Consider the following 24988-nt stretch of genomic DNA (forward strand, 5'->3'; position numbering starts at 1 on the left):
GCTGATTGCCCAGGGTGGCCAACCGAACGTCGCGACACCCACTGCACCCGTAGCGCCCTCAGTGGGAATCCGAATCCCACAACCAGTCCCACAGCCCCGGCAAATGCACGGGCTCAGTGCTGCGATCGACCGTCCGAGCCAAGGCCGCTCGCGCCAGCGCCTGGTGGTCATCATAGAACGGCTCGGCGGCGGTCCTCACGCCAGTCGCCTTGGCACTGTCGAGCAGGATTTGCAGGTATTCGCGAGCATGCCGGGCGGTATAACGATTGATGTCGTGAAACGTCACCACCACCGGAATGACCCCATCCACCACTGGCAATTGCCCGGCGGCGATGCGCTCGCGCACTTCGGAGAGTTGCCGGGTCAGGTTGATCCGCCGCCGCGGACTCATCGTGATGCCCCAGACTTTGCCGTCATTTGCGCTCAGGTCGGTCAACAGAATGTGCAGGCCATGTTGTCGGTACGCGGCAGCGGTGCGCCTGTCGAAGCTCCAGAAGGGTGGCCTGACCAAGGTGGGTGCCGCACCGGTCATAGCGGCAATATCACTACTGCCGTGGGTGAGTGATTGTTCCAGCTCGTCAGGATTCAAGGACCGGTGATTGGTGTGCCAGTGGGTCGCCGTATGAAAGCCCAGCACATGGCCTTCCTGCTGCTGACGGCGCATCACCGAGCGGCCAATATCACTGCCCCCGGCACGCGGCGCACGGGTCTGCAGGAAAAACACCGCCTTGATGCCGGGCTGTACCGGGTTGTCTGCGAGTGCGTCCAGCACCTCCAGGCTAGGGTTCCAGATAGACGAGGCGCTGGGCCCATCATCGAATGTCAGCAGGAAACGGATCGGGGGTTGTTCGCGCAAGCGTTGTTCGGTTTGCGGCGTCAGTACGATGGGGGCGCCAATGCAGCCCGACAAACCAATAGCAAGGGCTGCGATGAACAGCACCCTGGCGATGTTTTTCATGTTTTGCCTTTTGTTGATGCCGCACTGCCTCGCCTTTGATCCCTGGCCTTGGTGCTGAAGCTCACCTTGGAGAAGGGTAACCGGGTTTGGTTCCTTGTTTGCAAAATTTGCTGTTGCTCCGTGCTCTACGCTGGGCGGTATTAATTTGACCGTCCGGAAATCCGATGGAATTTTCCGCATGCCTTTGCATCCATCCGTATAGGACTACTTAGGGAGGATTTATGGGCGGGCCATCGCTTTACATCATCGACTACATGCTCCATGGCGAACCCAAGTCATTCATTATTCGCGCAGAAGCGATGAATAATTCCGAGGCTTGGCATTGGGCCAGTTGCGATGCGGGGGTCGGGCGCATACCGAAATTCGGCAGAGAAAAGGTCAAGCGGGTCTCCAAGCCCCTTGCTGAAAAATACGGTATTACCGACGTGCGCTGGCGGGCGAGCGTCGCGCCGTCTTGGGTCAAGGAGTCCGGCTAACGCCACTTACATTGTTTCCGGTACACCGGCTGTCTAGCCGGACGCCGGATTCTTCGACAGACCTCAAATAACTCAACTACGCTTAAACCACGGCACAGCCCGCCCCTGGCGGGTTTTGTGCTGCCTCATCAACCCCTGAATGGAGGTGTGACATGTCCGAAAAAGAGTCCATCACCACCCTGCTCACCTTGCTGGAATCGCGTCAGGCCAGGCTCACGGCAGCCTGCAAGGAAATCGCCGACTGGGTCGACCACCAAGGCGGGCATCCCACCGCGGTGCGCATCCGGGACCGGCTCAACGACATCGATAAAGACGCCCCGTCGATCCAAAGCGCGCTAACGTCGCTCAAGCCTGCTGAACCGCCTCTGCCCAAGTTCCGCTGAGGCACTGCGCCAGACCTGTTTCCCCCTGAGTTCTACCGGTTGGAAAACTGATGGAGCGCGGGATTTTTTTGCACCTCGAAATTGATAGGCACCGGTGCAGAAACAAAAAAGGGAAGCGCAACGCCAGCACGAAATTAGACACAGCCTTGCAGGCGCCGATCAAAGCGTTGGCGCCTATCCCCGCTCGTTCAGATAAGCAACCCACTGCTCATAGGCTTCATGTTGACGCTGGACCGCCTCATCCCAAATCGATCCGCTCATTTGATGAACACATATGAGCTTCATCATTTCCGATGTTGCCGTATCCAGCTCCACCAGGAGCTCATGGGATTTGATCTTGAAGTCTTCAACGGTGGTCATTTCTCGCTTCCTTCCCCTATCGGGGCCGGCCAATGCACCCAACATGGATTCATTTTTTTGAAGCTGATTCATTTGAGGCGATAACCGGTCGAAAACCTAGTGCTGGCGGTCGGACAGAGGGGCTGGAGCGACGACCGCCTCAAATAAGCTCAACCATTCCCGCTTCGTCGCGGTCGTACGGGGTAAGACCTTGAAGAAGTCGACATTTGAACGAAGCAGATAATGCCAGGCCCGAATATTGCAGTTATATTTCAGTTTAATGACAGTCACTGATTGAGCACGGCCATGAAAATTCGAGCGACCGTCATCTGCGAGGAAAATCGCCACATCCTCCTGGTTCGCAAAGCCAATAGCCGCTGGGTGCTGCCGGGTGGTACCGTCGAGCGCGGCGAAACCCATGCCGGGGCAGCCATCCGGGAATTGGCAGAGGAAACCGGGCTGGACGTCGAGAACCTGCTCTACTTGATGCGAATCAATGACGGGCAGACCGAACATCATGTGTTCGAAGCATCGGTCAGCGACTCGACGGCGGCCAAACCACAGAATGAGATCAGCGATTGCCTCTGGCACCCGCTGGATGCCATTGCCCAATTGCAAATGAAAAAGGGGATGCGGGACATTCTCGAGGCGTTTCGGCGGCGGTTGTGACGAGCCGGCAGGAGGATCAAAACCGAATTGGTTGCATGAGAAATGTTATGCAACCAATTGTTTTTAAAGGTAATAATCAAATAGTTTTGGCGCGACTACTCACTTTTTGTTCCAGGCGGTACTGATCGGATTGACCACGGTATTCTTTTCCTGCGTATAGGTCCCGTTCTGCTGGGCAATGGCCTCGCCGGTGTCGACAATTGCATTCTGGATAAACACGTTTTGTGCATCACCTCGAATAAAGGTGAGCTGGTGATACGCGGTTTTATTTCCCCAGTCCGGGGAAGGCAGGGAGATGAACTTCACGGTGTATGTCTCGTCGGTGTGTTGCCCCTGCAAGACATAGACACCGTAATGGTTTTCTCCCTGAGAGATGATCTTGTACAAGCCGTTGCTGTAGTAATAAATTTCCGCATCGGGAAAGGGCTTCTTGTCGTACATTTTCCGATAGTGCAGAACTTGCTTGACCGTCGGCTCGCCAAAATTTACGGCCAGGGTTTTACCATCAGCGGAGGTTGTCTCCCCCGCGTATGCGGCACCGCTGCTCATCAAGGCCAACAGACTCATCGTTGCAATTGTTTTCACTAGATACCTCTCCATGGTTAAGGATTAGCGTGCTCGACAGGGCCTGGACGGGAGATATCCGCCTGACCACTTCACCCTAATCTCAGCGCCGAGTGTAGAGGTTCGCGCCTGAAAATGCCCAGAGGCTTGGGCTCCGTTCCATGACAGTTTTTCAGAAGCGGAAACGAACAAGGGTTTGCATTAGCTTTCGCTCGCAAACCCTTGATTTTAGATGGTGCCCGAAGCCGGAATCGAACCGGCACGCCCTTACGAGCGGGGGATTTTAAGTCCCATGCGTCTACCAGTTTCGCCATTCGGGCGGTAGCGCGGTTAGCCATGGGAACGTCGGCAAAATCCAGTGGCCGATGTTCTGGCTGGTGCAGCAAGAGGGGGAATATATACATCCCGCCCCTGTGAAGCAAGGTAGCTCATGTCCTTTTCAAGACAAAAGCTTTCAATGCTTCGAAAATAAAAAAGCTCCGTAAATCATAGATCTACAGAGCTTTTTAAAAGTGGAGGCCGAAGTCGGAATCGAACCGGCGTAGGTGGATTTGCAATCCACTGCATAACCATTTTGCTATTCGGCCTCAGAACGCTTGATGCAATGCTGCCACATCAACCGCGTACAAACCTGATCAGGATACAGGACACCTATGCGTCGCTATCTCCTTGAAAACATTGAGATTTTTTACGTCCCAGTGCGTTCGATGGGCGCAATTATGTACTCATTTGCCTAGGCTGGCAACCCCTTGATTTCAAAAAAAATTCGTCCAACGGCCAGCTTCCGCCACACAAACACCTTCGGGTGTCAGGTGGAGGGTGGAAGACTTTTGGGCTGCTGCACAGCCCAGCAGGAGCAAGCTCTCTCGCCACGGGGAATGCCGCAGATCTTGGAGGCTGTCGCAGCCGCGCACCATTATGGGTAACATACCGGCCTTTCCCGCAGCCCTTCTGCGACCTGCCGAATAAGCCCATTCCATGCCTTTTGAACTCAGTGTTGACCTCACTACACTCGCTATCCTTGCTGTTGTCGCCTTCATTGCCGGTTTCATCGATGCCATTGCCGGTGGCGGTGGGTTGCTGACCACGCCAGCGCTGCTGACCGCAGGCCTGCCACCTCACCTGGTCCTGGGCACCAACAAACTCAGTTCGACTTTCGGCTCGGCGACGGCCAGCTTCACCTTCTACAAGCGCAAGCTGTTCCACCCGAGGCAGTGGACCCATGCCCTCGTCGGCACTCTGATCGGGGCCCTGACCGGTGCCATCGTCGCCCATTACCTGCCCGCCGAATGGCTGAACAAGATGCTGCCGGTGATCGTCTTCGCCTGTGGCCTGTACCTGTTGTTCGGCGGCACGCCCAAGGCGCCGCTGGACAGCGACGCACCGATCAAGAAGACATGGCAGTCGCCCCAAGGCTTCAGCCTGGGTTTCTATGACGGCGTGGCCGGGCCGGGTACAGGGGCATTCTGGACGGTGAGCAGCCTGCTGCTCTACCCCATCGACCTGGTCAAGGCCAGTGGCGTGGCCCGCAGCATGAACTTCGTCAGCAACATCGCGGCGCTGTCGGTGTTCATCTTTTCCGGGCAAGTGGACTGGGTCATCGGCCTGAGCATGGGCGTGTCGGTGATGATCGGTGCGTTCTTCGGCGCTCGCACCGCCATCAGCGGCGGCGCGAAGTTCATCCGACCGGTGTTCATTACCGTGGTGCTGGGCCTGACCGTGCGCCTAGCCTGGCAGCACTGGTTCAGCGTGGCCTAAGCGCCGCGCCACATAAAGGTCGATCAGGTAGCGGGCGATGGAGCGCGAGGCCGGCAACGGTGGCAGGTCGTGGACGTTGAACCATTGGGCGTCCTCGATTTCATCTTCCTGGGGCACGATGTCGCCGCCGGCATATTCAGCGTGGAAACCGAGCATCATCGAATGAGGGAACGGCCAGCACTGGCTGCCCATGTACTGGATGTTCTTCACCTCGATACTGACTTCTTCGCGCACCTCGCGAACCAGGCAATCCTCGGCCGACTCGCCAGGCTCGGCAAACCCCGCCAGGGTGCTGTAGACGCCCGTGACGAAGCGCGGTGAACGGGCCAGCAGGACTTCATCGCCGCGGGTAATCAACACGATCATGCTCGGTGAAATCCGCGGATAGTGCCGCAGTTCACAGGCATCGCAATACATGGCCCGCTCCAACGGAATCTGGCCCATACGCTTGCCGCAACTGCCACAGAAACGATGCTCCCGGGCCCAGGTGCCGATCTGCGCGGCATAGCCCAACACTTTGTACAGTGTGTGGTCATCCTCAAGCATGAACGCCCGCAGGCCTTTCCAGTTACAGCCAGGAATGTCCAGCGGGCTGTGCAGTTCCAACAGGTAGACCGGCTCGCCATCCAGGTGACCGATGCCGTGCTCGGCGAGGATCGACAAGTCTTGGCGCTTGAGCCATTCGCGGGGGAACAGTGCGCCGTTGTCATCGAACAGAAAGCCTTCGGGGCTGCGAGCCACGGCCCAGCCGCCTGGAAGAGCGGTATCGAGTACTGCGGTGGTCCAGCGTGAAATCATGGTCAATCAATCCTGAAATTCAGGTTTCTGTTTGCTCATATGGGCGGCCATGGCCACGCGCAGGTCGGTCGATTGCAACATGGCGGCGTTCCAGGTGGCGACGTACTCCAGGCCGTCGTCAATGCGGTGGTCGCGCATGTAGCTGATCATTTCCTTGGTGCCGGTCACGGCAATCGGCGACTTGGCGGCGATTTCCCGGGCGATGCCCATCACGCCGTCGAGCAGACTGGCAGTGTCGCTGTAGACACGATTGACCAGGCCGATGCTGCGCGCTTCGTCGGCACCAAAAGTGCGCCCCGTATAAGCGAGTTCACGCAGCATGCCGTCCCCGATGATCCGGGGCAAGCGTTGCAATGTGCCAACATCGGCGGCCATGCCGATATCGATCTCCTTGATGGAGAATTGCGCGTCCTCGGCCGCGTAACGCATGTCGCAGGCGGCAATCAGGTCGATGGCCCCGCCCAGGCAGTAGCCTTGGATCGCGGCGAGCACGGGTTTGCGGCAATTGTCCACGGCGTTGAACGAGGCTTGCAGTTGCAGGATCTTGCGCCGCAGCAGGCGTGCATTGCGCCCTACGTCCTTGCCCAGCTCGTTGGCCACGCCCGCCAGCATCATCAGGTCTATCCCCGAGGAAAAATGCTTGCCGGCACCGCTGAGCACCACCACCCGTGCGGCATCGGTATCGTCGATCCATTGGAATATCTCGATGATCTCGCTCCAGAACGCGGCGTTCATCGAATTGATCTTTTCCGGGCGATTGATCTGCACATGGGCAATGTTGTCTGCAAGTTCGACGTTGAACGCTTGGTATTGCGACATGGCAGTGATCCTTTACCGGCTGAAAAGAGGCTTGAACTATAACAAGCCATCGCGACAGGACGTAGGCAGTGCATCGGCCAAAAGCGGGACTGACTGCCGACGTGACCAAGGAAATTCTTATGGAAAAGGGGGAGCTCCGTGGGAGCAAGGCTTGCCCGCGATGAAGGCAACTCGATCCCTGAAAGACCGCATTGCCTTCATCGCGGGCAAGCCATGCTCCCACTTACCCATCAACAGTGATCAGGGTTTCTCGTCCGCCTCCAACTGCCCATCCCACCCCCCACCCAATGCGGCAATCAACTGCACGCTGGCGATCAAGCGGCTCTGTTGCAGGCTCAGCACACTGCGCTCATTGCTCAAGGCCGTGGCCTGGACGGTGATCACGTCGAGGTAGGCAATCAAGCCGGCCTTGTACTGGTTCTGCGTCAGACGCAAGGATTCCCGGGCGGCGTCCAGGGCCTCCTGGCGCACGCGGGCTTCGTCTTCCAGCACCTTGAGCTGGATCATGTAGTTTTCCACCTCGCGCAAGCCGTCGAGCACCGTCTGGCGATAGGTGGCAACGGTCTGGTCATACGCCGCGACGGTACGGTCGACTTCCGCCGAACGCTGGCCGCCATCGAACAGCGTCATCGCCAGTTGTGGCCCTACCGACCAGAAGCGGTTCGGGACGCTCACCCAGTTGTCGTAGGTACTGCTGCTGTAGCCGCCACTGAGGCTCAGGGTCAGGTCTGGGTAATACGCAGCCTTGGCGACCCCGATGTTGGCGTTGGCGGCCATTACCGAACGCTCTGCCGAGGCGATATCCGGCCGGCGTTCGAGCAGTTGCGACGGCAATGCCACCGGGATCTGCGGCAGCGACGGGATGTCCTGGGTCTCGGCCAGGTTGAACTCGGCCGGCGGCAGGCCGATCAGCACGGCGATGGCGTTTTCAAACTGGGCCCGCTGCCAGATCAGGTCGATCAGGTCGCCCTGGGTAGTCTTGAGCTGGTTTTGCGCCTGGGCCACCGCGTCCCTGCCGGACACTCCGGCGCGGTACTGGTTTTCGGTCATTTTCAGGGAGCGCTGATAATTGTCGACGGTGGTCTGCAACAGGCGCTTCTGTTCATCGATCACCCGCAACTGCAAGTAGTTCTGCACCAGTTCCGATTGCTGGCTCAGGCGCATCGCCGCCAGGTCGGCAAAACTGGCTTGGGCGCTCGCCTCGTCGGCTTCCAGGGTGCGACGCAGCTTGCCCCACACGTCCGCCTCCCAACTGACGCCGGCCTGGGCGCTGTAGGTGTCGCGAATGCCGCTGGACGAACTGCTCAGGCTCGAACTGCTGCTGCCGGTGCCCTGGCTGGAGCGGGTCTTGCCAACGGTCAGGTCCACGGTGGGGAAAAATGCGCCACGGGCATTGCGCACCAGCGCCCGGGCCTGCCGGTACTGGGCGTCGGCCTGGGCCACGGTCTGGTTGGACGCATTGAGCTGGTCCACCAGGCCATTGAGTTGCGCATCGCCGTACAGCTCCCACCAGGCGCCCCTGGCCATCGCATCGCTAGGGTTGGCCTGACGCCAGCCCTGGGCCTCCTTGTATTGCACCGGGGCGGCAGCCTGGGGACGTTGATAATCCGGGCCGACGGCACAGGCACTGAGCATCGCCACGCACAGCACCAGGCTCAGCACCCGCGAGCCACGGGCGGTCGCCAGCGTTGCGGCAAGATTGAAAGGCGAACGGTCGGTCATAGCGGAGTTTCCAGGGCAGCATCAGTGCGCACACCGCGCCAGCGATTGAAGCGATGGCGCAGCTTGTCGAGATAAAGGTAAACCACCGGGGTGGTGTAGAGCGTCAGTACCTGGCTGAACACCAACCCACCGATGATGGTCAGGCCCAGCGGCTGGCGCATTTCCGAGCCTTCGGCGGCGCCGAGCAGCAGCGGCAAGGCGCCGAGGATCGCCGCCAGCGTGGTCATCAGGATCGGCCGCAACCGCAGCAGGCAAGCGCTGCGGATCGACTCCAGTGGCGTCTGTCCGGCACGTTCCAGTTGCAGCGCCAGATCGATCATCAGGATGGCGTTTTTCTTCACCACGCCGATCAGCAGGAACAGTCCCAACAGCGAGATCAGGCTGAACTCGCCACCCAGCGCGTAGATCGACAGCAACGCGCCGACCCCGGCCGATGGCAACGTAGACAGGATGGTCAGCGGATGGATGTAGCTTTCATAGAGCACACCCAACACCAGGTACACTGCCAGTAACGCCCCGAGGATCATGAACGGTTGGCTTTTCTGGGTGGCGGCGAACGCATCGGCGGTGCCGGCCATTTTCGCGATGACGTCCTCAGGCATCCCAAGCTTGGCAAGTGCCCGCTCGATGGCCGCGGTGCCCTGCTCCACCGTGACACCTTCGGCCATGTCAAAGGAAATGCCCTCGGACGCGAATTGGCCTTCATGGCTGACCCGGTCGTCCTCCAGGCTGTTCTCGTAGTGGGCAATGGCCGACAGCGGCACGCGCGCGCCATCGGCGGTGATCACCTGGACCTGCTCGAGAGTACTCGGGTCCTGGGCATACTTGGGATTGACCTCCATCACCACCTGGTACTGGTTGAGGCTGTCGTAGATGGTGGATATCTGCCGCTGGCTGTAGGCATTGTTGAGCACCGCGGTGACCATGTCCATGTCGATGCCCAGGCGCTTGGCCTGGTCGCGATCCACCACCAGCGTCACCTGTTGCGCCCCGCCACCGTCACGAGCATCGATGGCAGTCAGCTCCGGCAAGGCCCGGAAGGCCGCCACGACCTTGGGGTACCACGCGCGCAGCGACGCCAGGTCGGCGCTTTGCAGGATGTAGGAATACTGCGAGGTGGTCTGCTCGCGACCGCCACCGAACTGCAGGTCCTGGTCGGCCATCAACATCAATTGAGCGCCGGGGACCTTGGGCATTTCTTTACGAAGGCGCTCGATGACCTTTTGTGCAGAAATATTACGCTCCTTGATCGGCTTGAGGCGCACCAGCATGAAGGCGTTGTTGGTGCCGTTGTTGCCACCGATGAAACCGGCGACGCTTTGCACCGCCTCGTCCTTGAGCACGGCGCGGCGGAAAATTTCCATCTTCGGCTGCATCACGTTGAACGACAGCCCGTCGTCGCCACGCACGAAACCGATCAACTGGCCGGTGTCCTGCTGCGGCATGAAGGTTTTCGGCACCACCACATACAACGCGACGTTCACGCCGATGGTCACCAGCAGGCTCAACAAAGTCAGGCGTCGATGGCGCAGCACCCAGTCCAGGCTGATCGCGTAACCACGGACCATGCGCTCATTGAGCCGCTGGCTCCAGCGCTGCAGGCGGTTCTCCTGCCCCGGCACGTGGGGCTTGAGCCAACGGGCGCAGAGCATCGGTGTGAGGGTCAGCGAGACCACCAGCGAGACCACGATGGACGCCGCCAGGGTGATGGAAAATTCGCGGAACAGGCTCTCGATGATCCCGCCCATGAACAGGATCGACAGGAACACCGCCACCAGCGAGACGTTCATCGACAATAGGGTAAAGCCCACCTCCTCGGCTCCCCGGTACGCGGCCTTCATCGGTGGCACGCCTTCGTCGATATGCCGGGAGATGTTCTCCAGCACCACGATGGCGTCGTCCACCACCAGCCCGGTCGCCAGGATCAACGCCATCAGCGACAGGTTGTTCAGGGAAAAACCGTACAGGTACATCACCGCAAACGTGCCCACCAGCGACACCGGCACCGCCAGGGTCGGGATCAGCGAGGCGCGGAAATTGCCGAGGAACAGGAACACCACCAGCACCACCAGGGCCACGGCGATCAGCAAGGTCATTTCCGCTTCATGCAGGGTGGCCTTGATCACCGGCGAGCGGTCCATCGCCAGGTTCAGCTTGACGCTGGCCGGTAGCACGGCCTGCAGCGCTGGCAGTTGCGCCTTGATCTCGTTGACCGTCTCGATGATGTTGGCCCCGGCCTGGCGGTTGATCACCAGCAACACGGCGGCATCGTTGTTGAAGAAACCGCTGTTGTAGCGATCCTCGACGCTGTCAGTGACTTTCGCCACGTCCTTGAGCCGCAATACCGAGCCGTCCTGGTAACGGATGATCAGCGTTTCGTAGTCCTTGGCCTTTTCCAACTGGTCATTGGCCTGGACCTGCCACATGCGCCGGTCGTCCTCCACCGACCCCTTGGGCCGGCGCACGTTGCTATCGGCAATGGCCGTGCGCACATCGTCCAGGGCCACGCCGTACTGATTGAGCAACTGCGGCTCCAGTTCGATGCGCACCGCCGGCAACGAACTGCCGCCGATCTGCACCTCGCCGACACCCGCCACCTGGGACAGGCTCTGGGAGAGAATGGTCGATGCCAAGTCGTAGAGCTGGCCTTTTTCCAATACATCCGAGGTCAGCGACAGCACCATGATCGGCGCCTGGGACGGGTTGACCTTCTTGTAGGTGGGCATGCTGCGCATGCCGCTGGGCAACAGGTTGCGCGACGCATTGATGGCCGCCTGCACTTCCCGGGCAGCGCCGTTGATGTCACGGTCCAGGTCGAATTGCAGAATGACGCGGGTAGAACCCTGGCTGGAACGGCTGCTCATGGTGTTGACCCCGGCGATGGCGCCGAAGGAACGCTCCAGGGGCGTAGCCACCGTTGAAGCCATCACCTCGGGGCTGGCCCCGGGCAGGTTGGCCTGGACCACGATCACCGGGAAATCCATTTGCGGCAGCGGCGCAACCGGCAGCAGGCCGAAGCTCACGCCACCGAGCAGCATGATGGCGAAGCTCAGGAGCATGGTTGCGACCGGGCGGCGGATGAAGGGGCCGGAGAGGTTCATCGACCACAGCCCCTTGCTTCAATGGACAGGCTTTCGTGGCGAGGGAGCTTGCTCCCGCTTGAGTGCGCAGCGCTCACAAAAAGGGCCGCTGCGCAGCCCAGCGGGAGCAAGCTCCCTCGCCACGAAAAGCCCTTGCACGCCAAGAATGCCGTCATACCTCCACCTCATCCGCTTCAGGCCTGGCAAACCGACGCCCCAGTCGATCGAAATACAGGTAGATCACCGGCGTCGTGAACAGCGTCAACACCTGGCTCACCAACAACCCACCTACCATCACCAAGCCCAGGGGCTGACGCAGTTCGGCGCCGGAGCCGGTGGCGAACATCAGCGGTATTGCGCCGAACAAGGCCGCCAGGGTGGTCATCAGGATCGGGCGGAAGCGCAGCAATGCAGCCTGGTAGATCGCTGTCTGCGGGTCCATGCCCTGGTTGCGCTCGGCGTCGAGGGCGAAGTCGATCATCATGATCGCGTTCTTCTTGACGATGCCGATCAGCAGAATGATGCCGATGATCGCGATCATGCCCAGGTCATTGCCGCTGAGGATCAAGGCCAGCAAGGCACCGATGGCCGCCGAGGGCAAGGTGGAAAGAATGGTGATCGGGTGGATGTAGCTTTCGTACAGCACGCCCAGCACGATGTACATGGTCACCACCGCTGCCAGGATCAGCAGCAAGGTACTCGACAGCGACGCCTGGAATGCCTGGGCCGCGCCCTGGAACTCGGTCTGCACACCCACCGGCATGCCAATGTCCTGCTGGACCTTTTCGATCACGTCCACCGCATGCCCCAGGGCCACGCCCGGCGCGAGGTTGAACGACATCATCACCGCCGGAAACTGGCCAATGTGGGCAATCGCCAGTTGCGCCTGGCGTTCTTCGACCCGGGCCAGGCTCGACAGCCGCACCTGCCCACCGTCGGTGGTCTTGACGTGAATCTGGTCCAGCGCCTGGGGCCCGATCCGTTCCCCGGCCTGGGCCTGCAACACCACGCGGTACTGGCTGGCCTGGGTGTAGATGGTGGAAATCTGCCGCTGGCCGAAGGCGTCATAGAGTGCATCGGTGATGTTCGACACCGAGACGCCCAGGCGTGAGGCCGCGTCGCGGTCGATCACCAGGTAGACCTGCAGGCCCTTGTCCTGCAGGTCGCTGGCCACATCGGTCAGCTCCGCCTGTTGGGCCAGGGCCTCGACCAGGCGCCCGCTCCACAGGCTGAGCAACTCGGCATCCGGCGATGACAGGCTGAACTGGTATTGGGTGCGGCTGACCCGGTCTTCAATGGTCAGGTCCTGCACCGGCTGCATGAACAGGCGAATGCCCACCAGCCGATCCAATTGCGGCTGCAAGCGGGCAATGATCTCGGTGGCGCTGTCATCCCGTTCACTGTGGGGCTTGAGGTTGATCAGCAGGCGCCCGCTGTTGAGCGTGGCGTTATCGCCGTCCACGCCGATGTAGGACGACAGGCTCTGCACCGCCGGGTCGGCGAGAATCACTTTCGCCAGTTGCTGCTGGCGCTCGCTCATGGCGGCAAAGGAGATCGATTGCGGCGCCTCGGAAATGCCCTGGATCACGCCGGTGTCCTGCACCGGAAAGAACCCCTTGGGCACGGCCAGGTACAGCACCACCGTCAGTACCAGGCTGCCCACCGCCACCAACAGGGTCAGTGGCTGATGCTTGAGCACCCACTGCAACTTGCGTCCGTAGGCGGCGATCAACCAGTCGATCCAGGCGCCGCTGGCGCGATAGAAACGGCCCTGCTCTGCTTCCTTGGGCTCGCGCTTGAGCAAGCGGGCGCACATCATCGGCGTCAGGGTCAGGGACACCACCAGGGAAATCAGGATCGCCACCGCCAGGGTGATGGCGAACTCACGAAACAACCGCCCCACGACGTCGGCCATGAACAGCAGCGGAATCAGCACGGCAATCAGCGACAGCGTCAGGGAAATCAGCGTAAAGCCGATCTGCTTCGCGCCCTTGAGCGCGGCCTGCAACGGGCTGTCGCCCTCCTCGATGTAACGGGCGATGTTCTCCAGCATGACAATGGCATCGTCCACCACAAAACCGGTGGCAATCGTCAAGGCCATCAGGGTCAGGTTATTGATGGAAAAACCGGCCAGGTACATCACGCCGAAGGTGCCGATCAGCGACAACGGCACGGCCACCGACGGGATGATCGTGGCGCTGACCCGACGCAGGAACAGGAAGGTCACCATGACCACCAGCGCAATGGCGATCAGCAATTCATGCTGCACATCGGTAACCGAAGCGCGGATGGTCTGGGTGCGGTCGGTCAGCACGGTGACATCCAGGCCGGCCGGCAGGTTGTCGGTGATGCTCGGCAGCAGGGCCTTGATCCGGTCCACCACCTCGATGACATTGGCCCCCGGCTGGCGCTGGATGTTCAGCAGCACGGCCTGGTTTTCGTTGGCCCATGCAGCCAGGCGTTCGTTTTCGGCGCCGTCGACGATCTGTGCCACGTCCTTGAGCCGCAACGGCGCGCCATTGGCGTAGGCCAGGATCAGCTCGCCGTAGTCCTTGGGCGAGGTCAGTTGGTCGTTGGCATCTAGCATCGAGACCCGGGTCGGGCCGTCGAAGTTGCCCTTGGGCTGGTTGACGTTGGAAGCGCCGATCAGCGTGCGTACATCGGCCAGGTTCAGGCCGTTGGCCGCCAGGGCCTCGGGATTGACCTTGATTCGCACGGCCTGGCGTTGGCCACCGGCGATGGTGACCATGCCCACACCGCTGATCTGGGCGATCTTCTGCGCCATGCGCGTGTCCACCAAGTCATTGAGCTTGGGCAGCAGCATGGTCTTGGAGGTGATTGCCAGGGTCAGCACCGGGGTGTCGGCCGGGTTGACCTTGTTGTACACCGGCGGCGCCGGCAGGTCGTCGGGCAGCAGGTTGGTGGCGGCGTTGATCGCAGCCTGCACCTGCTGCTCGGCGACATCCATGTTGATGTCGAGGTTGAAGCGCAGGGTAATCACCGACGCACCGCCGGAACTGGTGGAGGCCATTTGCGTCAGGCCCGGCATCTGTCCGAACTGCCGCTCCAGGGGCGCGGTCACCGCACTGGTCATCACATCGGGACTGGCGCCCGGGTACAGGGTCATCACGCGGATGGTCGGGTAATCGACTTGGGGCAGTGCCGACACCGGCAGCAGCCGATAGGCGATCAGGCCGGCCAGGATGATCGCCAGCATGCTCAGTGTCGTGGCGACCGGGCGAAGGATGAACAGTCGCGAGAAATTCATGCGCCGCCCTTTTTCGCCTGGTCGGCCGCGGCCGGCTCAGTGGGCGCCGCTGCGGACTTGCCCTGCAGGTGCTCGGTCGGCGTGGTGGGCACTTCCTGGCTGTCGCTGACCACTTCCACTTCGCTGCCTTCCTTCAAGCGATCGGTGCCTTCGAGCACCACCCGGTCACCGGCGGCCAAGCCTTCGGTGACGACCGTGTTCGCACCGTCGCTGGCGCCGATCTTCAGCTTTTTGATGGTGACCTTCTTGTCGCCCTCCAGGGCATAGACGAAGGTGCCATTGGTGCCGAACTGGATGGCCGCCGTCGGCGCCAGGGTCACGCCTTTGAGGGTGTCGGCCAGCAGGTGGACATTGACGAACTGGTTGGGGAACAGCGACTGGTCACGGTTCTCGTAGCGGGCCTTGAACTTCAGGGTGCCGGTGGTGATATCGATCTGGTTGTCCAGGCTTTGCAACACACCGCTGGCCTGGAGCTTCACGTCGCCCCGGTCCCAGGCTTCGACCGGCAGTTTCGCCCCGCTGCGGTAACGGGCGAGCACCGTGTCGAGGTTGTTCTCCGGCAAGGTGAACACGACGCTGATGGGTTGGGTCTGGGTGATGACCGCCAGGGCGGTGGTGTCGTTGGCCGCCACCAGGTTGCCGGTGTCCAGCTGCCGCAGGCCGACCCGCCCGGAGATGGGCGCGCGGATCCTGGTGAATTCGAGGTTGAGCTTGGCGTCGTTGACTGCCGCCTGGTTGGTCTTGACCGTGCCCTGGTATTGGCCTACCAGCGCCGCGGCGGTGTCGAGGGTCTGCTTGGCAATACTGTCTTCGGCGTACAGGCCGCGATACCGCTCGAAGTCTACCTGGGCATTTTTCAACTGGGCCTGGTTCTGCAACAGCGTGCCTTCGGCCTGGAGCAAGGCGTTCTGGTACGGACGCGGGTCGATCTCGGCCAGCAAGTCTCCAGCCTTGACCATTTGCCCTTCTTCGAAGGCGATCCTGACCAGTTCGCCGCCCACGCGGCTGCGCACGTTGATGGTATTGAGGGCCGTGACCGTGCCCAGCGCCTTGAAGTACAGCGGAAAATCCCCGGTCACCACCGGCGCCACCCGAACCGGGATCGGCCCCGTCGCCCCACCGAACCCTGGCCGCATACCACCCGAACGCCCCATGTGCCCCGCCGCGGCTTTATCCCCTTCCCCAGGCTTCTGGGCCGAGCCACTGGGCCAGAACTTCCAGGCCAGCACCGCGACAACCAATACGATGAACAGGCCGAACAGCCAGCGACGGGAATTGCGGGAAACAGAGGATTGCATGGAGTGATCAACCATTGGGCGCGTGGACTTCTTTTACGGGAGGCTGAACGATAAGCACTGGCGGGTGTTTAGCAAAGCGCCTTTACCGGCAATTTACGTTGGGCTTACCTGGCACATAGTCGGCTAAAGCCTTGAAGTACAAAAGAAAACGGCCTGGATAAGCCAGGCCGTTAACAATTGTAATAAATACCTTATTTCATTCCACTTATTTCAGAACGGCCAGGGCAGCGTCATAGTTCGGCTCTTCACCGATTTCCTTGACCAGTTCGCTGTGCAGCACAGTGTCGTTTTCGTCCAGCACCACCACGGCACGGGCGGTGAGGCCTTTGAGCGGGCCATCAGCAATTGCCACGCCGTAGTCCTGGATGAATTCGGCACCGCGCAGTGTGGACAGGTTCTGGACGTTTTCCAGGCCTTCGGCACCGCAGAAACGCGCCTGGGCAAACGGCAGGTCGGCGGAAATGCACAGCACCACGGTGTTGGTCAGGTCGTTGGCCTGGGCATTGAACTTGCGCACGGAGGTGGCGCAGGTCGGCGTGTCGACACTTGGGAAAATGTTCAGCACTTTGCGCTTGCCGGCGAAGTCCTTCAGGGAAACGTCCGACAGATTGCCGGCAACCAGGGAAAAGGCTGGCGCCTTGGAACCGGCTTGTGGCAACTGGCCGTTGACTTGGACCGGGTTGCCTTTGAGGGTGACTTGAGCCATGAACGGATTCCTTCTGACAGGTTTGAAAATGGTGAGGCCGGAGTTAACCACGAAATGCTTGCGCGACCTATGGCCGGACATAAAAAGACATGGCGTCGACCTCACCTCCTAAGCGACGGCGGTGGCTATTGGGCCTTGAATTTCAGAAACGACTGATGCAAGTCCGACGCCCAGCCATCGATGACCCCTTTGACATCATCGGGTTTCATGACCTGGGACTCGTTGGACAACGGCTTGCCCGTGCCTTTGCGCACCACTTGGGCGACCACTGCGTTGTTGCCCCCGTCGAGAAAAACCGCTTCGGTGCCCAGGGTGGTTTCCTGGTCGCGAATGCCGCTCGCCGTGCTGACAGCGGCCGCCACCAGTGCAATCGGGATCACCTCATACGGTTTCAAGCCTTCGGTCTTGCTGCTGACCGCCGTGATGGCCGCCCGCATCACCAAGACACCCGGCCCAGGAGCTGTCGCCAGGGGCAAGGATTTTCCCGCTTCCCGCTTGAGGGCCTGATCGTAATAAGCGGTGATGCCCGACAGTGTGCCCTGGGGGATCTTCACGGTCGGCTGTGGCTTGGGATAAAGCTGCGTCGGCTCGATATAAATACTGGTGTACTTGCCCGGGTCGATCTTCGGATCGACCCAACGCATGACCTCTGCCCCCGACGGCGACTTCTCTTCCTTGAGCCGGCTGTAATCACCCAGGAACCCGGAGTACTCATCCGGCTGGGTGACTTTGCTGGAGCAACCCGCCAAGGCGAGCGAGGCAATGCAAACAGTGCCGATCATCGACGAAAACTTCATGCTGTCACTCCTGTAAGCCACACGAGGCGGGGCCGGAACTACAGGTATAGCCAATGGACAGGTTTTTGCCTGCTTTGAAAAGAGTGCGCGAGTCAGCCGCGCTCGCGCGGTATCAGGCTCTGCAACTGTTGCGCGAGGAAGTTGGCATCGAAAACAAACGTGTCGGGGTCCTTCAACCCGTTGGTCCGGCGCCATTGCCATTGCGCCGATGGCGGTTGGCAAACCAGGGAAATGCTGCCGTGACGGGTCGCGGCAAGGCCCATGATCGACAAAGAAATCAGCCCGCCCGCGCCCATCACCTCCGGCACGAACTCCACCGGTTTCCCGGTAATGGACAAGGTCAGTTTTTCCGTGTTGAAACTGGATGTCTCTACGGGAACGCTCGGCCCGTGAGCCACATACGCCTCACGGCTCAACGTCAAAAGACCGGGCGCCACGACTGGCGCCAGCCATTGCTCGATTTGTCCGTACAACGCCTTGATCTGTTCTGACCAGACCAACGACTGGGCCTGGTGCTGTTGTTTTTTGTGCGCTTCACTGTCTGCGTAGTGACGAAGCATCTCGCCCAATTGCCGTATATCGTCCATGGGCTGTTCCTCTATTAAGGCGTGCTGCAAAGCTGGATGATGACAGGTTCAAGCCATCAACGTACGCAAAAGCCACTTTGCCCGATAGCTGTTCAGCGCAACCGCGCCATCGCCAGCGTATCCACCCAGCGCCCATCACGCACGGCATAGTCGCGCATCAGGCCTTCGGTTTCGAAGCCGAACTTGCGGTACAGCCCGATGGCCGCTTCGTTGTCGGCGTACACCGTCAACTCGACCCGCCGCAGGTTCATCCAGTTGTCCGCGACGTCCAGCGCGGCGGCCAGCAGCATCGAACCCACACCCTTGCCCTGCCAGGCGACAGCCACACCCATGCCGAGGCTGCCGCAATGGGCACGACGCACGCGCGAAAATTGCTCCAGCCCCAGGTTGCCGATGACTGCCCCCTCGTGCAGCGCCACCAGTTTCAATGAACGCTCGTCATCCATCGCCAGGCGCTTGCGCCAGATTTCGGTGGACTGGAAAGGCATTTGCAACACCTGGCGGGACACCGCCGGGTCGTTGTAGAGCGCGGTGACACCGGCGATGTGGGCTTCAGTAAAACGTACGAGGGTGATCGAAGACTCGGGCATGCAGCTCCTCCCTGGAGACGTGACAAGGCCGATCACTATAAGCCGCGCCAGGCTGTGTGGGGAACCTGTGGGAGCGAGCTTGCTGGCGATGAGGCCCTTTCAACCGGCATCGATGTTGAATGGACGACCGCTATCGCGAGCAAGCTCGCTCCCACAGAGGGCCTACTTCCTATTTTGGGTTATGCCTGGAACCAATCCCGGCGTTCATCCAGCGTGTGGTGGATCAGTTCACACAGCATCTGCACCTCTGGCGAGCCTTCGGCCTGGGCATTGATGGCCATCCACAAGTGCCGCTGCATCGACAGGCCGAACATTTGCGGCAATGCCACCAGGCCTCGGTCGAAACGGCTCATGTACTGCGGCAACAGGCCGATGCAGGCGCTGCAGCGAATCATTTCCAGCATCAACTCGTAGGATTGCACCTGCACCACACCGGCCCGGCGCTGTTCTATCAGGGCGTTCCACGGGGCGAAGCCATCCACGTGTCGGTCCGCTTGCCATTGCACCAGCATGTAGTCGTTCAGGTCGTCCAGGCAATCCGGGCGCGTGGCCGGTCGGGAGTAGCGCTTGGCGATGTGCGGCACATAGTCCAGCCGCGCCAGCCGATCCGCTGGCAACGTGGCGAAGCTCGGCCCTGGCACTGACGCGTGGGCATCACTCAACCACAGCACCAGGTCGGCGCTGACCGCTTGCAGCGCCAGTTCACTGTCCAGGGTGATGATCTGCAGTCGTATGCTGGCATTGCGCCGCAGCAACGCGATCAGGTCGCGTCCCAGGATGTCATGCAGAATCGACTCGGCCACGGCGAGGCGAATCAAGGGTTGATCGTTCAGCGGCGGCGCGATTTCGTGGGTCAGGGCGATCAATCGCGACTGCAGTTGCCGGCCTTCACGACTGAGGGTCAAGGCGCTGCCCTGGAAGCTGAACAGCGAGCGTTGCAGCCGCGTCTCCAACTGCGCCAACTGCTTGCGCAACCAGGTTGCCTTGACGTTGAGACTACGGGCCGCTTGCATGAAGCAGCCGCAACGGGCACTGACCAGGAAACACTGCGCCACCTGCGGTTCAATACCGCCGGCCAATGCCAGCCAAGGATCGGGGACACGCAACGGCGTGCGGTATGCGGTGACAGCCTGGCGTCCTGCGGGCTCGGTGAAGGTCATGGGTGACTCCCTGTCGGTTGTACGAATATGTGGGCCGGCCTAAAGCCCCTCCTCCAACACCTTGCTCAACTGCGCGCCATCGATGCTCAACGTGGCCGTGTCGAGCATGCCGTCCAGGTAGGCCTTGGCGATCTGTTCCTGGCGCTGGGCGCGCAGGGCCTGGGTCAGGCGTTCGCGCACGTCGTCCAAGGTCGCTTCCCGGGCCGGCTGTTGTTCGGTGAGCTTGATGACATGGAATCCCGCCGGGCTCTGCACCGGATCCGACACCGCGCCGACCTTCAAGCGCGCCACAGCCTCTCGCACCGGCGCAACCAGTTGCTGCAACGGCTGGAAACCACTGTCGCCACCGCGTTCGGCGCTGACACGGTCCTGGGAAAAGCGGCTGGCCAGTGCGGCAAATTCGGCGGGCGACGCCTGGGCCTTTTTACTCAGTTCCAACGCTTGCCGGCGCACCGCTTCCACCGTTTGCGGTTCGGTGGCGGCCAGGAAAATCTGGCTGACGCGGTACAACGCTGGCGCGGTCCAGTTGGCTTTCCCGGCGTCGTAAGCCTGCTTCAACTCGTCTTCACTGGGATACCCCGCCGGCACCTGACTGACCGACTGCAAGTAGTCGCGAAACACAATCTGCTCAGCCGCCGCCCGCGTCTGCCGTTCCACCTCGGGCCGCTCGCGCCAGCCCTGGGCGTCGGCCTGCTCCAACACGGCTTTTTCCGCCAGGCGGGCCCGGATCCAGCCTTCCAGCGCAGCTCGATTGCCACGCATCTGCTGGCGAACCTCGGGGGCCAGTGCAGCCAGCAACGCCTTGAGTTCATCGGGGCTGACGTGCTGGTTGCCCAAGCGCGCCAGGCTCGGCGAGTCGGCGTTAGCAACACTGACGGTCTGTACCGCGGCGACCGGATCGCTTCCCGGCCGCAGCCCCAGCACCAGCGCCATGGCGAGCAGGCCCAGCGCTGCGGCGCTGATGACGAAGGTCGGCCTTTTCACGATGCGACGGCCTCCTCCGATGGCGCCTCGACGGGCTCGGCCGGGGTTTGCAGGCGCGCCGCGTTCTGGCTGTACTCACGCAGGTAGACAATGAACTCCTGCAACAGGCGATCCCACAGTTCCAGGTGGCTGCGCAAATGATCGGCGCTCACGCCTGCCGCGACCACCACGTCCATTTCCATCACCAGGAATTCGCCCTGCAGCGACAACCGGGCAAAGCGCCGCGAGGCGTTCCACAACTCCACCAACCCAACTGGCAACTCGCCCTGCACCCGCAAGGCACAGCTGAAGGTGAAGTCCAGGTATTGGCCCGCTGTCGGCGCAGGATTACCCAAACGCACGGCAAAGCCGATGCCCTGGCTGGCGCTGAGCAGTTGCACGATGCCGTTCTGCTCGGTTTCGTTGACCCGATAACCCGAGGTTTGCAACAACTCGGTCAGGGATTTTGCACCGACGTATTCAATCATTGAGGTCATGCTCGCTTCTTCCTTGTTCTGTTCAGTGAGCGATCGAGGCCTGGGGGGCATCGAAACGGTTCTTGTAGAGATCATCGCCAAACCCCTGGGCCAGCTCTTCGAAACGCACCCGGGCCTTGGCCGCGAACGGCTGGCGGATCTTCATGATGTCGGTCACATCAATGGTTTCGTAGGCATGCAGCAACGTCTTGGCGACTTCGTACATTTGCTGATTCTTGACCGAACATTGCTGCACTTGTGTGTCACGCTCGGTCAATTGCGCCTCCAGGCGGGCGCGCTCGGTCTCTTTACCACGGGCCAGGGCCAACAGTTCTTCATAGGCTTTCTTGAATTTGCCGACCTGCTCGTTGCTGGCCGCCACCTGGGCCTGGGCCTGGCTTTGCAGGTTTTGCTGATGTCCAGCCAGTTGCTCGTTCAGGGTCTGGGCCTTGCTCAGTTGCGCGGTCAATTGCTTGATCTGCGCCTGGGCTTCCTTGACCTGGCTCTCGGCGGCCTGACGAGCGGCGCTGGCCTGGGCCTGCTCACTTTGCAGGGCTTGCAACTGGGCGGTGGTGCTGCGCAGTTGTGCCCGCAGCCGCTCTTCCAGGCCTTCGCCGTGCGCCACGCCACTGAGCAGCAGGCCCAGCATCAGCAATGCAGCCGGGCATGGGTATTTGGCTCGCCTTTTCATGAAGCCTCCCTGCGCTTAGAAGCGCGTGTTGATTTCAAGCTGCAAGACATCGATGTCGTACGGCGCGCCGTACACCGCTTCGGAACTCAACCAGCGACCGGTGGCGAAGACGTTGCTCGCCAGGCCATAGTTGCCGCCCAGGAAATAGCCCTTGGCGTTGGTGCCACCCAGATGGAATGACGAATCGTTGAAGCCGTCCGGCAAGGCGTCCGGCTGGATGTACTTGTAGCCGGCGAACAGGTTCCAGTCGCCCCCGCGCTTGAGTTCCAGCGAGTTGCCAAGGGTGAACTGGAGCATCCAGGCGTTGGCGCCGCTTTCCACCTCGCCGTTTTCGTCCAGGTTGTTGGCGAACTGCCCCGCGGAGCGCTTGCGCATCTCGCCTTCGTCGTAGCCCAGGTTGTGGACGTAGTGGGCCTGGCTGCGCAGTTTCAGGTCTTCGGGCAGATCGGTGTCCCACGCAAAATTCAGGTCCAGCAGGTTGAATTCCGAGGCCAGGCCGACGTATTGCGGCTGTGGCGTGGTCGACGGATTGAGGGGGTTGGGCGTGATGTCGCGCAGCAGGAACACGGTGTTGCCCTTTTGCATGAACGCCACGCGTGAACCGTCGCTGTCGCAGCCTGGATCACCGGCCCAAGGCTGGCACGGCGAAGAGCGCTGGCCTTCGATATCGTCGAAGCGGTAATAGGCCATGGCCCCCTTGATCCGGTTGCTGTCGTTGATGGCCCAGTTGGCCCCCAGTTGCGCACCGTACAGCCACTTGTTGTCGCTCTCCTCCTTGTCGCTGCCATTGCTGGTGCTGGTGTCGTTGGTGTACTCCACCGGGAACGCGCCAACAGTACCGAACAGGCCCCAATCCTGATTGAGCTTGTGGTTGAAGTTCGCCGCCACACCGTCGAAGTTCAGGTCACCGGAATACAACAGGTCGGTGGAGAAAAACGGGTTGGCGAAACGCCCGCCGGTCAGGGTCAATTCGTCCGAGGGTTTCCAGGTCAGGTAGCCCTGGTCGAGCCAGATGTCTTTCTTGCCAAAACCACCACCGAGGGTCTGGGTGGTCGACACCGGGTTGTTGTCCGAGCCGGTGCCGATGCGAATGCCGGCAGTCCATTGCGGGGCAATCACGGCCTTCATGCCCAGGCGTGCGCGCAGGCGGAACAGGTTCTCGCGGTCTTCACGGGTGTTGAGCAGCGGCGGCAGGCTGGAGCTGCTGTTGGGGTTGACGTCGTAGGGCCCCTTGTCATTGAGCCGGGCGAAGTCGACGATTTCGTTGCTGTTGGTGCCCGAGTAATAGCGCGACTCATCCCGCAGGCGAATGTCGCCATCGAAACTGATACGCGAGACCCAGTCCGGGAAGGTGTTGGGCTGGGCCCAGTTTTCCTGTTTTGCGGTGGCCATGACTTCAGCCTTGACCTGGTCACGGATCTGCTCACGCACGATGTTCGGCACGTATTGCACCCGCACGTCCCCCGGCGCACCGGCCGGCGCTGCGGCAACTGCCGTGGCCGCCTGGCGGGCTTGCACGGCTTCCCGTTCAGCCTGGGCGATCAAGCCATCGGCCTGGTCCTGTTTCAACACGCCCTGCTGCACCAGCAGGCGGATCAGATTGATCGTGGCGTTTTCCGAAGGCGCCGAGGCGGCGGCCGCGTGCCCGGCCAGGCTCAGGACCACCAGGCCGATCGCCCACGATAATCGATTCACATTGGAAATCATCTGCACACAACTCCTGTTGGCAAACTTTCAAATAATCGGTTAACCCGGCCGCCGTCCCTGCAAGGACAAACGCACGGGTAAAGTCAGGGAGGCCGGTGGCCGTTCACTCAAATGGGGCGCGGAACGCAGGGCGGAAATCACTTGTTCGTCCACTTGCGGGTTGCCGCTGGACTTGACCAGCTCGACCCGAGTGATTTCGCCCACGGCACTGAGCCAGACATCGGCCTGCAGCGAGAACGCCAGGCTGCGCAGGTCGGGGTTTTCCCGCAGCAAGCGCTGGAAGGTGAACGCCAGGAACTGGCTGTAAGTACCATTGCCGAGGCGTCCGCCCCCTGCCCCGGCCATACCGCCGCCCTTGCCGGCGCCGATGTTGAAGGCGTCATTGCCGGACTGGGCATCGCCGTCCATCTGCATCGGGTTCGCCAGGTCATCGACTGGCGACGGCGGCGCCTCTTCCTCGGGCTTGACCTCTTCGGGCTCCGGGGTCGGTTCTGGCTCGACCACCTTCTCCTCGACCTGGGGTTCCGGCTCCTTGGGTTTCTCCGGCGGTGGTGGGGGCGGAGGCGGCAGCGGGATGATGGTCGGCACCTTCGGTGCTTCGCGCCGCACGCCACTCATGTCGTTGGCCCACTGCCACAGCAGCCAGGCCGCCACGGCGCCCAGCAGCAGGCCGACAGCCCACTTGAGCAGGCGCAACGGCGAGGTCTTCACCGGGGGCGGATCGATGGGAAGTCTGGCGGTCATGATCAGCCCTGGCTCGGTTTGCCGGTCACGAGACCGACCTGGGACAGTTCCAGGCGCCGCAACAGGTCCAGCACTTCAATGACTTTCTGGTACTGCACCGTCGCGTCGCCGCGCACGATCACCGGGAAGTCCGGGCTCTGGGCCTTTTCGATACGCAGGCGCTCTTCCAGCTCGGCCAGGGTCACCGGGTAGGCGTCGAGGAACACCTGCCCGCCGTCATTCACCGAAATCGCCTTGGTCTTGGCTTCGGACAACGACACCGAGGCACTGGCCTTGGGCAGGTTGATCTGGATACCCGACACCTGGGCCGTGGCGGTGAGGATGAACATCACCAGCACCACCATGAGCACGTCCACCAGCGGCGTGATGTTGATGCTGTCGACCGCCGCGTCATCGTCGTCATCGTGTGAAGCGTTTACGCTAGCCATGGCGATT

General features: G+C 61.2%; 24 protein-coding genes and 2 tRNA genes. 4 read left to right on the top strand and 22 right to left on the bottom strand.

Annotated elements, in window-relative coordinates; all coding sequences use genetic code 11:
- Nucleotides 1–58: 58 nt before the first annotated feature.
- Nucleotides 59–958, bottom strand: a complete 900-nt coding sequence (locus Q7F16_RS04060; RefSeq protein WP_409557224.1) for a polysaccharide deacetylase family protein — start codon at nucleotides 956–958, stop codon at nucleotides 59–61.
- A 221-nt stretch (nucleotides 959–1179) separates the two neighbouring features.
- Here Q7F16_RS04060 and Q7F16_RS04065 point away from each other — a divergent pair, with 221 nt between their 5' ends.
- Both Q7F16_RS04065 and Q7F16_RS04070 read left to right on the top strand, forming a co-directional pair.
- A complete protein-coding gene (locus Q7F16_RS04065; protein WP_014338120.1) occupies nucleotides 1180–1434 on the top strand; it encodes a DUF6555 family protein in 255 nt (84 codons plus the stop codon).
- 152 nt (nucleotides 1435–1586) lie between these two features.
- Entirely contained in the window at nucleotides 1587–1817 is a 231-nt protein-coding gene (locus Q7F16_RS04070; protein ID WP_003201752.1) for a hypothetical protein, read from the top strand.
- A gap of 174 nt (nucleotides 1818–1991) precedes the next feature.
- Here Q7F16_RS04070 and Q7F16_RS04075 read toward each other — a convergent pair whose 3' ends face one another.
- Nucleotides 1992–2177, bottom strand: a complete 186-nt coding sequence (locus Q7F16_RS04075; protein WP_041475900.1) for a hypothetical protein — start codon at nucleotides 2175–2177, stop codon at nucleotides 1992–1994.
- Between the two features lie 285 nt (nucleotides 2178–2462).
- On the opposite strand from Q7F16_RS04075, the gene Q7F16_RS04080 reads away from it, so the two are divergent.
- Nucleotides 2463–2825 (top strand): NUDIX hydrolase, encoded by a 363-nt coding sequence (locus Q7F16_RS04080; protein ID WP_046065398.1) that lies wholly within the window; start codon nucleotides 2463–2465, stop codon nucleotides 2823–2825.
- Nucleotides 2826–2924: 99 nt separating this feature from the next.
- Here the strand turns inward: Q7F16_RS04080 and Q7F16_RS04085 are convergent, their stop codons facing one another.
- The 3 genes from Q7F16_RS04085 to Q7F16_RS04095 form a co-directional block, all read right to left on the bottom strand.
- Complete coding sequence (locus Q7F16_RS04085; RefSeq protein WP_225919186.1) at nucleotides 2925–3392, bottom strand: hypothetical protein; 468 nt, start codon at nucleotides 3390–3392, stop codon at nucleotides 2925–2927.
- Nucleotides 3393–3622: 230 nt separating this feature from the next.
- A tRNA-Leu gene (locus tag Q7F16_RS04090) sits at nucleotides 3623–3709 on the bottom strand.
- Between the two features lie 193 nt (nucleotides 3710–3902).
- A tRNA-Cys gene (locus tag Q7F16_RS04095) sits at nucleotides 3903–3976 on the bottom strand.
- Between the two features lie 391 nt (nucleotides 3977–4367).
- On the opposite strand from Q7F16_RS04095, the gene Q7F16_RS04100 reads away from it, so the two are divergent.
- A complete protein-coding gene (locus tag Q7F16_RS04100; protein WP_046065399.1) occupies nucleotides 4368–5147 on the top strand; it encodes a TSUP family transporter in 780 nt (259 codons plus the stop codon).
- On the opposite strand, the gene nudC is transcribed toward Q7F16_RS04100, so the two are convergent.
- From nudC to Q7F16_RS04185, 17 genes are all read right to left on the bottom strand, one after another.
- Nucleotides 5115–5945, bottom strand: a complete 831-nt coding sequence (gene nudC, locus Q7F16_RS04105) for an NAD(+) diphosphatase (RefSeq protein ID WP_046065400.1) — start codon at nucleotides 5943–5945, stop codon at nucleotides 5115–5117. The genes Q7F16_RS04100 and nudC overlap by 33 nt on opposite strands.
- A 6-nt stretch (nucleotides 5946–5951) precedes the next feature.
- Nucleotides 5952–6764, bottom strand: coding sequence for a crotonase/enoyl-CoA hydratase family protein (locus Q7F16_RS04110; protein ID WP_003201737.1), 813 nt, complete (start codon nucleotides 6762–6764; stop codon nucleotides 5952–5954).
- 240 nt (nucleotides 6765–7004) lie between these two features.
- Nucleotides 7005–8486 (bottom strand): efflux transporter outer membrane subunit, encoded by a 1482-nt coding sequence (locus Q7F16_RS04115; protein WP_046065401.1) that lies wholly within the window; start codon nucleotides 8484–8486, stop codon nucleotides 7005–7007.
- The gene (locus Q7F16_RS04120; protein ID WP_046065402.1) at nucleotides 8483–11587 is read right to left on the bottom strand and encodes an efflux RND transporter permease subunit; all 3105 of its coding nucleotides are present in this window, start codon (nucleotides 11585–11587) and stop codon (nucleotides 8483–8485) included. The genes Q7F16_RS04115 and Q7F16_RS04120 overlap by 4 nt, the downstream gene beginning before the upstream one ends.
- 151 nt (nucleotides 11588–11738) lie before the next feature.
- On the bottom strand, nucleotides 11739–14834 hold the full coding sequence (locus Q7F16_RS04125) for an MdtB/MuxB family multidrug efflux RND transporter permease subunit (protein ID WP_046065786.1): 3096 nt from the start codon (nucleotides 14832–14834) through the stop codon (nucleotides 11739–11741).
- The gene (locus tag Q7F16_RS04130; RefSeq protein WP_409557225.1) at nucleotides 14831–16147 is read right to left on the bottom strand and encodes an MdtA/MuxA family multidrug efflux RND transporter periplasmic adaptor subunit; all 1317 of its coding nucleotides are present in this window, start codon (nucleotides 16145–16147) and stop codon (nucleotides 14831–14833) included. Before Q7F16_RS04130 ends, Q7F16_RS04125 begins: the two co-directional genes overlap by 4 nt.
- 190 nt (nucleotides 16148–16337) lie before the next feature.
- Complete coding sequence (gene tpx / locus Q7F16_RS04135; protein ID WP_046065784.1) at nucleotides 16338–16838, bottom strand: thiol peroxidase; 501 nt, start codon at nucleotides 16836–16838, stop codon at nucleotides 16338–16340.
- Nucleotides 16839–16963: 125 nt separating this feature from the next.
- Complete coding sequence (locus tag Q7F16_RS04140; RefSeq protein WP_046065783.1) at nucleotides 16964–17635, bottom strand: DUF3313 domain-containing protein; 672 nt, start codon at nucleotides 17633–17635, stop codon at nucleotides 16964–16966.
- A 92-nt stretch (nucleotides 17636–17727) separates the two neighbouring features.
- Nucleotides 17728–18222 (bottom strand): hypothetical protein, encoded by a 495-nt coding sequence (locus Q7F16_RS04145; protein ID WP_046065782.1) that lies wholly within the window; start codon nucleotides 18220–18222, stop codon nucleotides 17728–17730.
- Between the two features lie 92 nt (nucleotides 18223–18314).
- Entirely contained in the window at nucleotides 18315–18812 is a 498-nt protein-coding gene (locus tag Q7F16_RS04150; RefSeq protein ID WP_046065781.1) for a GNAT family N-acetyltransferase, read from the bottom strand.
- 179 nt (nucleotides 18813–18991) lie between these two features.
- A complete protein-coding gene (locus tag Q7F16_RS04155) occupies nucleotides 18992–19972 on the bottom strand; it encodes a LysR family transcriptional regulator (RefSeq protein ID WP_046065780.1) in 981 nt (326 codons plus the stop codon).
- 39 nt (nucleotides 19973–20011) lie between these two features.
- Nucleotides 20012–20956, bottom strand: coding sequence for a peptidylprolyl isomerase (locus Q7F16_RS04160; protein WP_409557226.1), 945 nt, complete (start codon nucleotides 20954–20956; stop codon nucleotides 20012–20014).
- On the bottom strand, nucleotides 20953–21432 hold the full coding sequence (locus tag Q7F16_RS04165) for a YbjN domain-containing protein (RefSeq protein ID WP_409557227.1): 480 nt from the start codon (nucleotides 21430–21432) through the stop codon (nucleotides 20953–20955). Before Q7F16_RS04165 ends, Q7F16_RS04160 begins: the two co-directional genes overlap by 4 nt.
- Before the next feature lie 22 nt (nucleotides 21433–21454).
- Complete coding sequence (locus Q7F16_RS04170; RefSeq protein WP_046065777.1) at nucleotides 21455–22102, bottom strand: hypothetical protein; 648 nt, start codon at nucleotides 22100–22102, stop codon at nucleotides 21455–21457.
- A 15-nt stretch (nucleotides 22103–22117) separates the two neighbouring features.
- The gene (locus tag Q7F16_RS04175; RefSeq protein WP_409557228.1) at nucleotides 22118–23809 is read right to left on the bottom strand and encodes a putative porin; all 1692 of its coding nucleotides are present in this window, start codon (nucleotides 23807–23809) and stop codon (nucleotides 22118–22120) included.
- Between the two features lie 39 nt (nucleotides 23810–23848).
- The gene (locus Q7F16_RS04180) at nucleotides 23849–24553 is read right to left on the bottom strand and encodes an energy transducer TonB family protein (protein ID WP_413211830.1); all 705 of its coding nucleotides are present in this window, start codon (nucleotides 24551–24553) and stop codon (nucleotides 23849–23851) included.
- 2 nt (nucleotides 24554–24555) lie between these two features.
- Nucleotides 24556–24981: an ExbD/TolR family protein gene (locus tag Q7F16_RS04185; protein WP_003201710.1), complete on the bottom strand. Its 426-nt coding sequence runs from the start codon at nucleotides 24979–24981 to the stop codon at nucleotides 24556–24558.
- Between the last annotated feature and the right edge of the window lie 7 nt (nucleotides 24982–24988).

The organism is Pseudomonas sp. Lb2C2 (assembly GCF_052112205.1).
GTDB lineage: Bacteria > Pseudomonadota > Gammaproteobacteria > Pseudomonadales > Pseudomonadaceae > Aquipseudomonas > Aquipseudomonas kilonensis.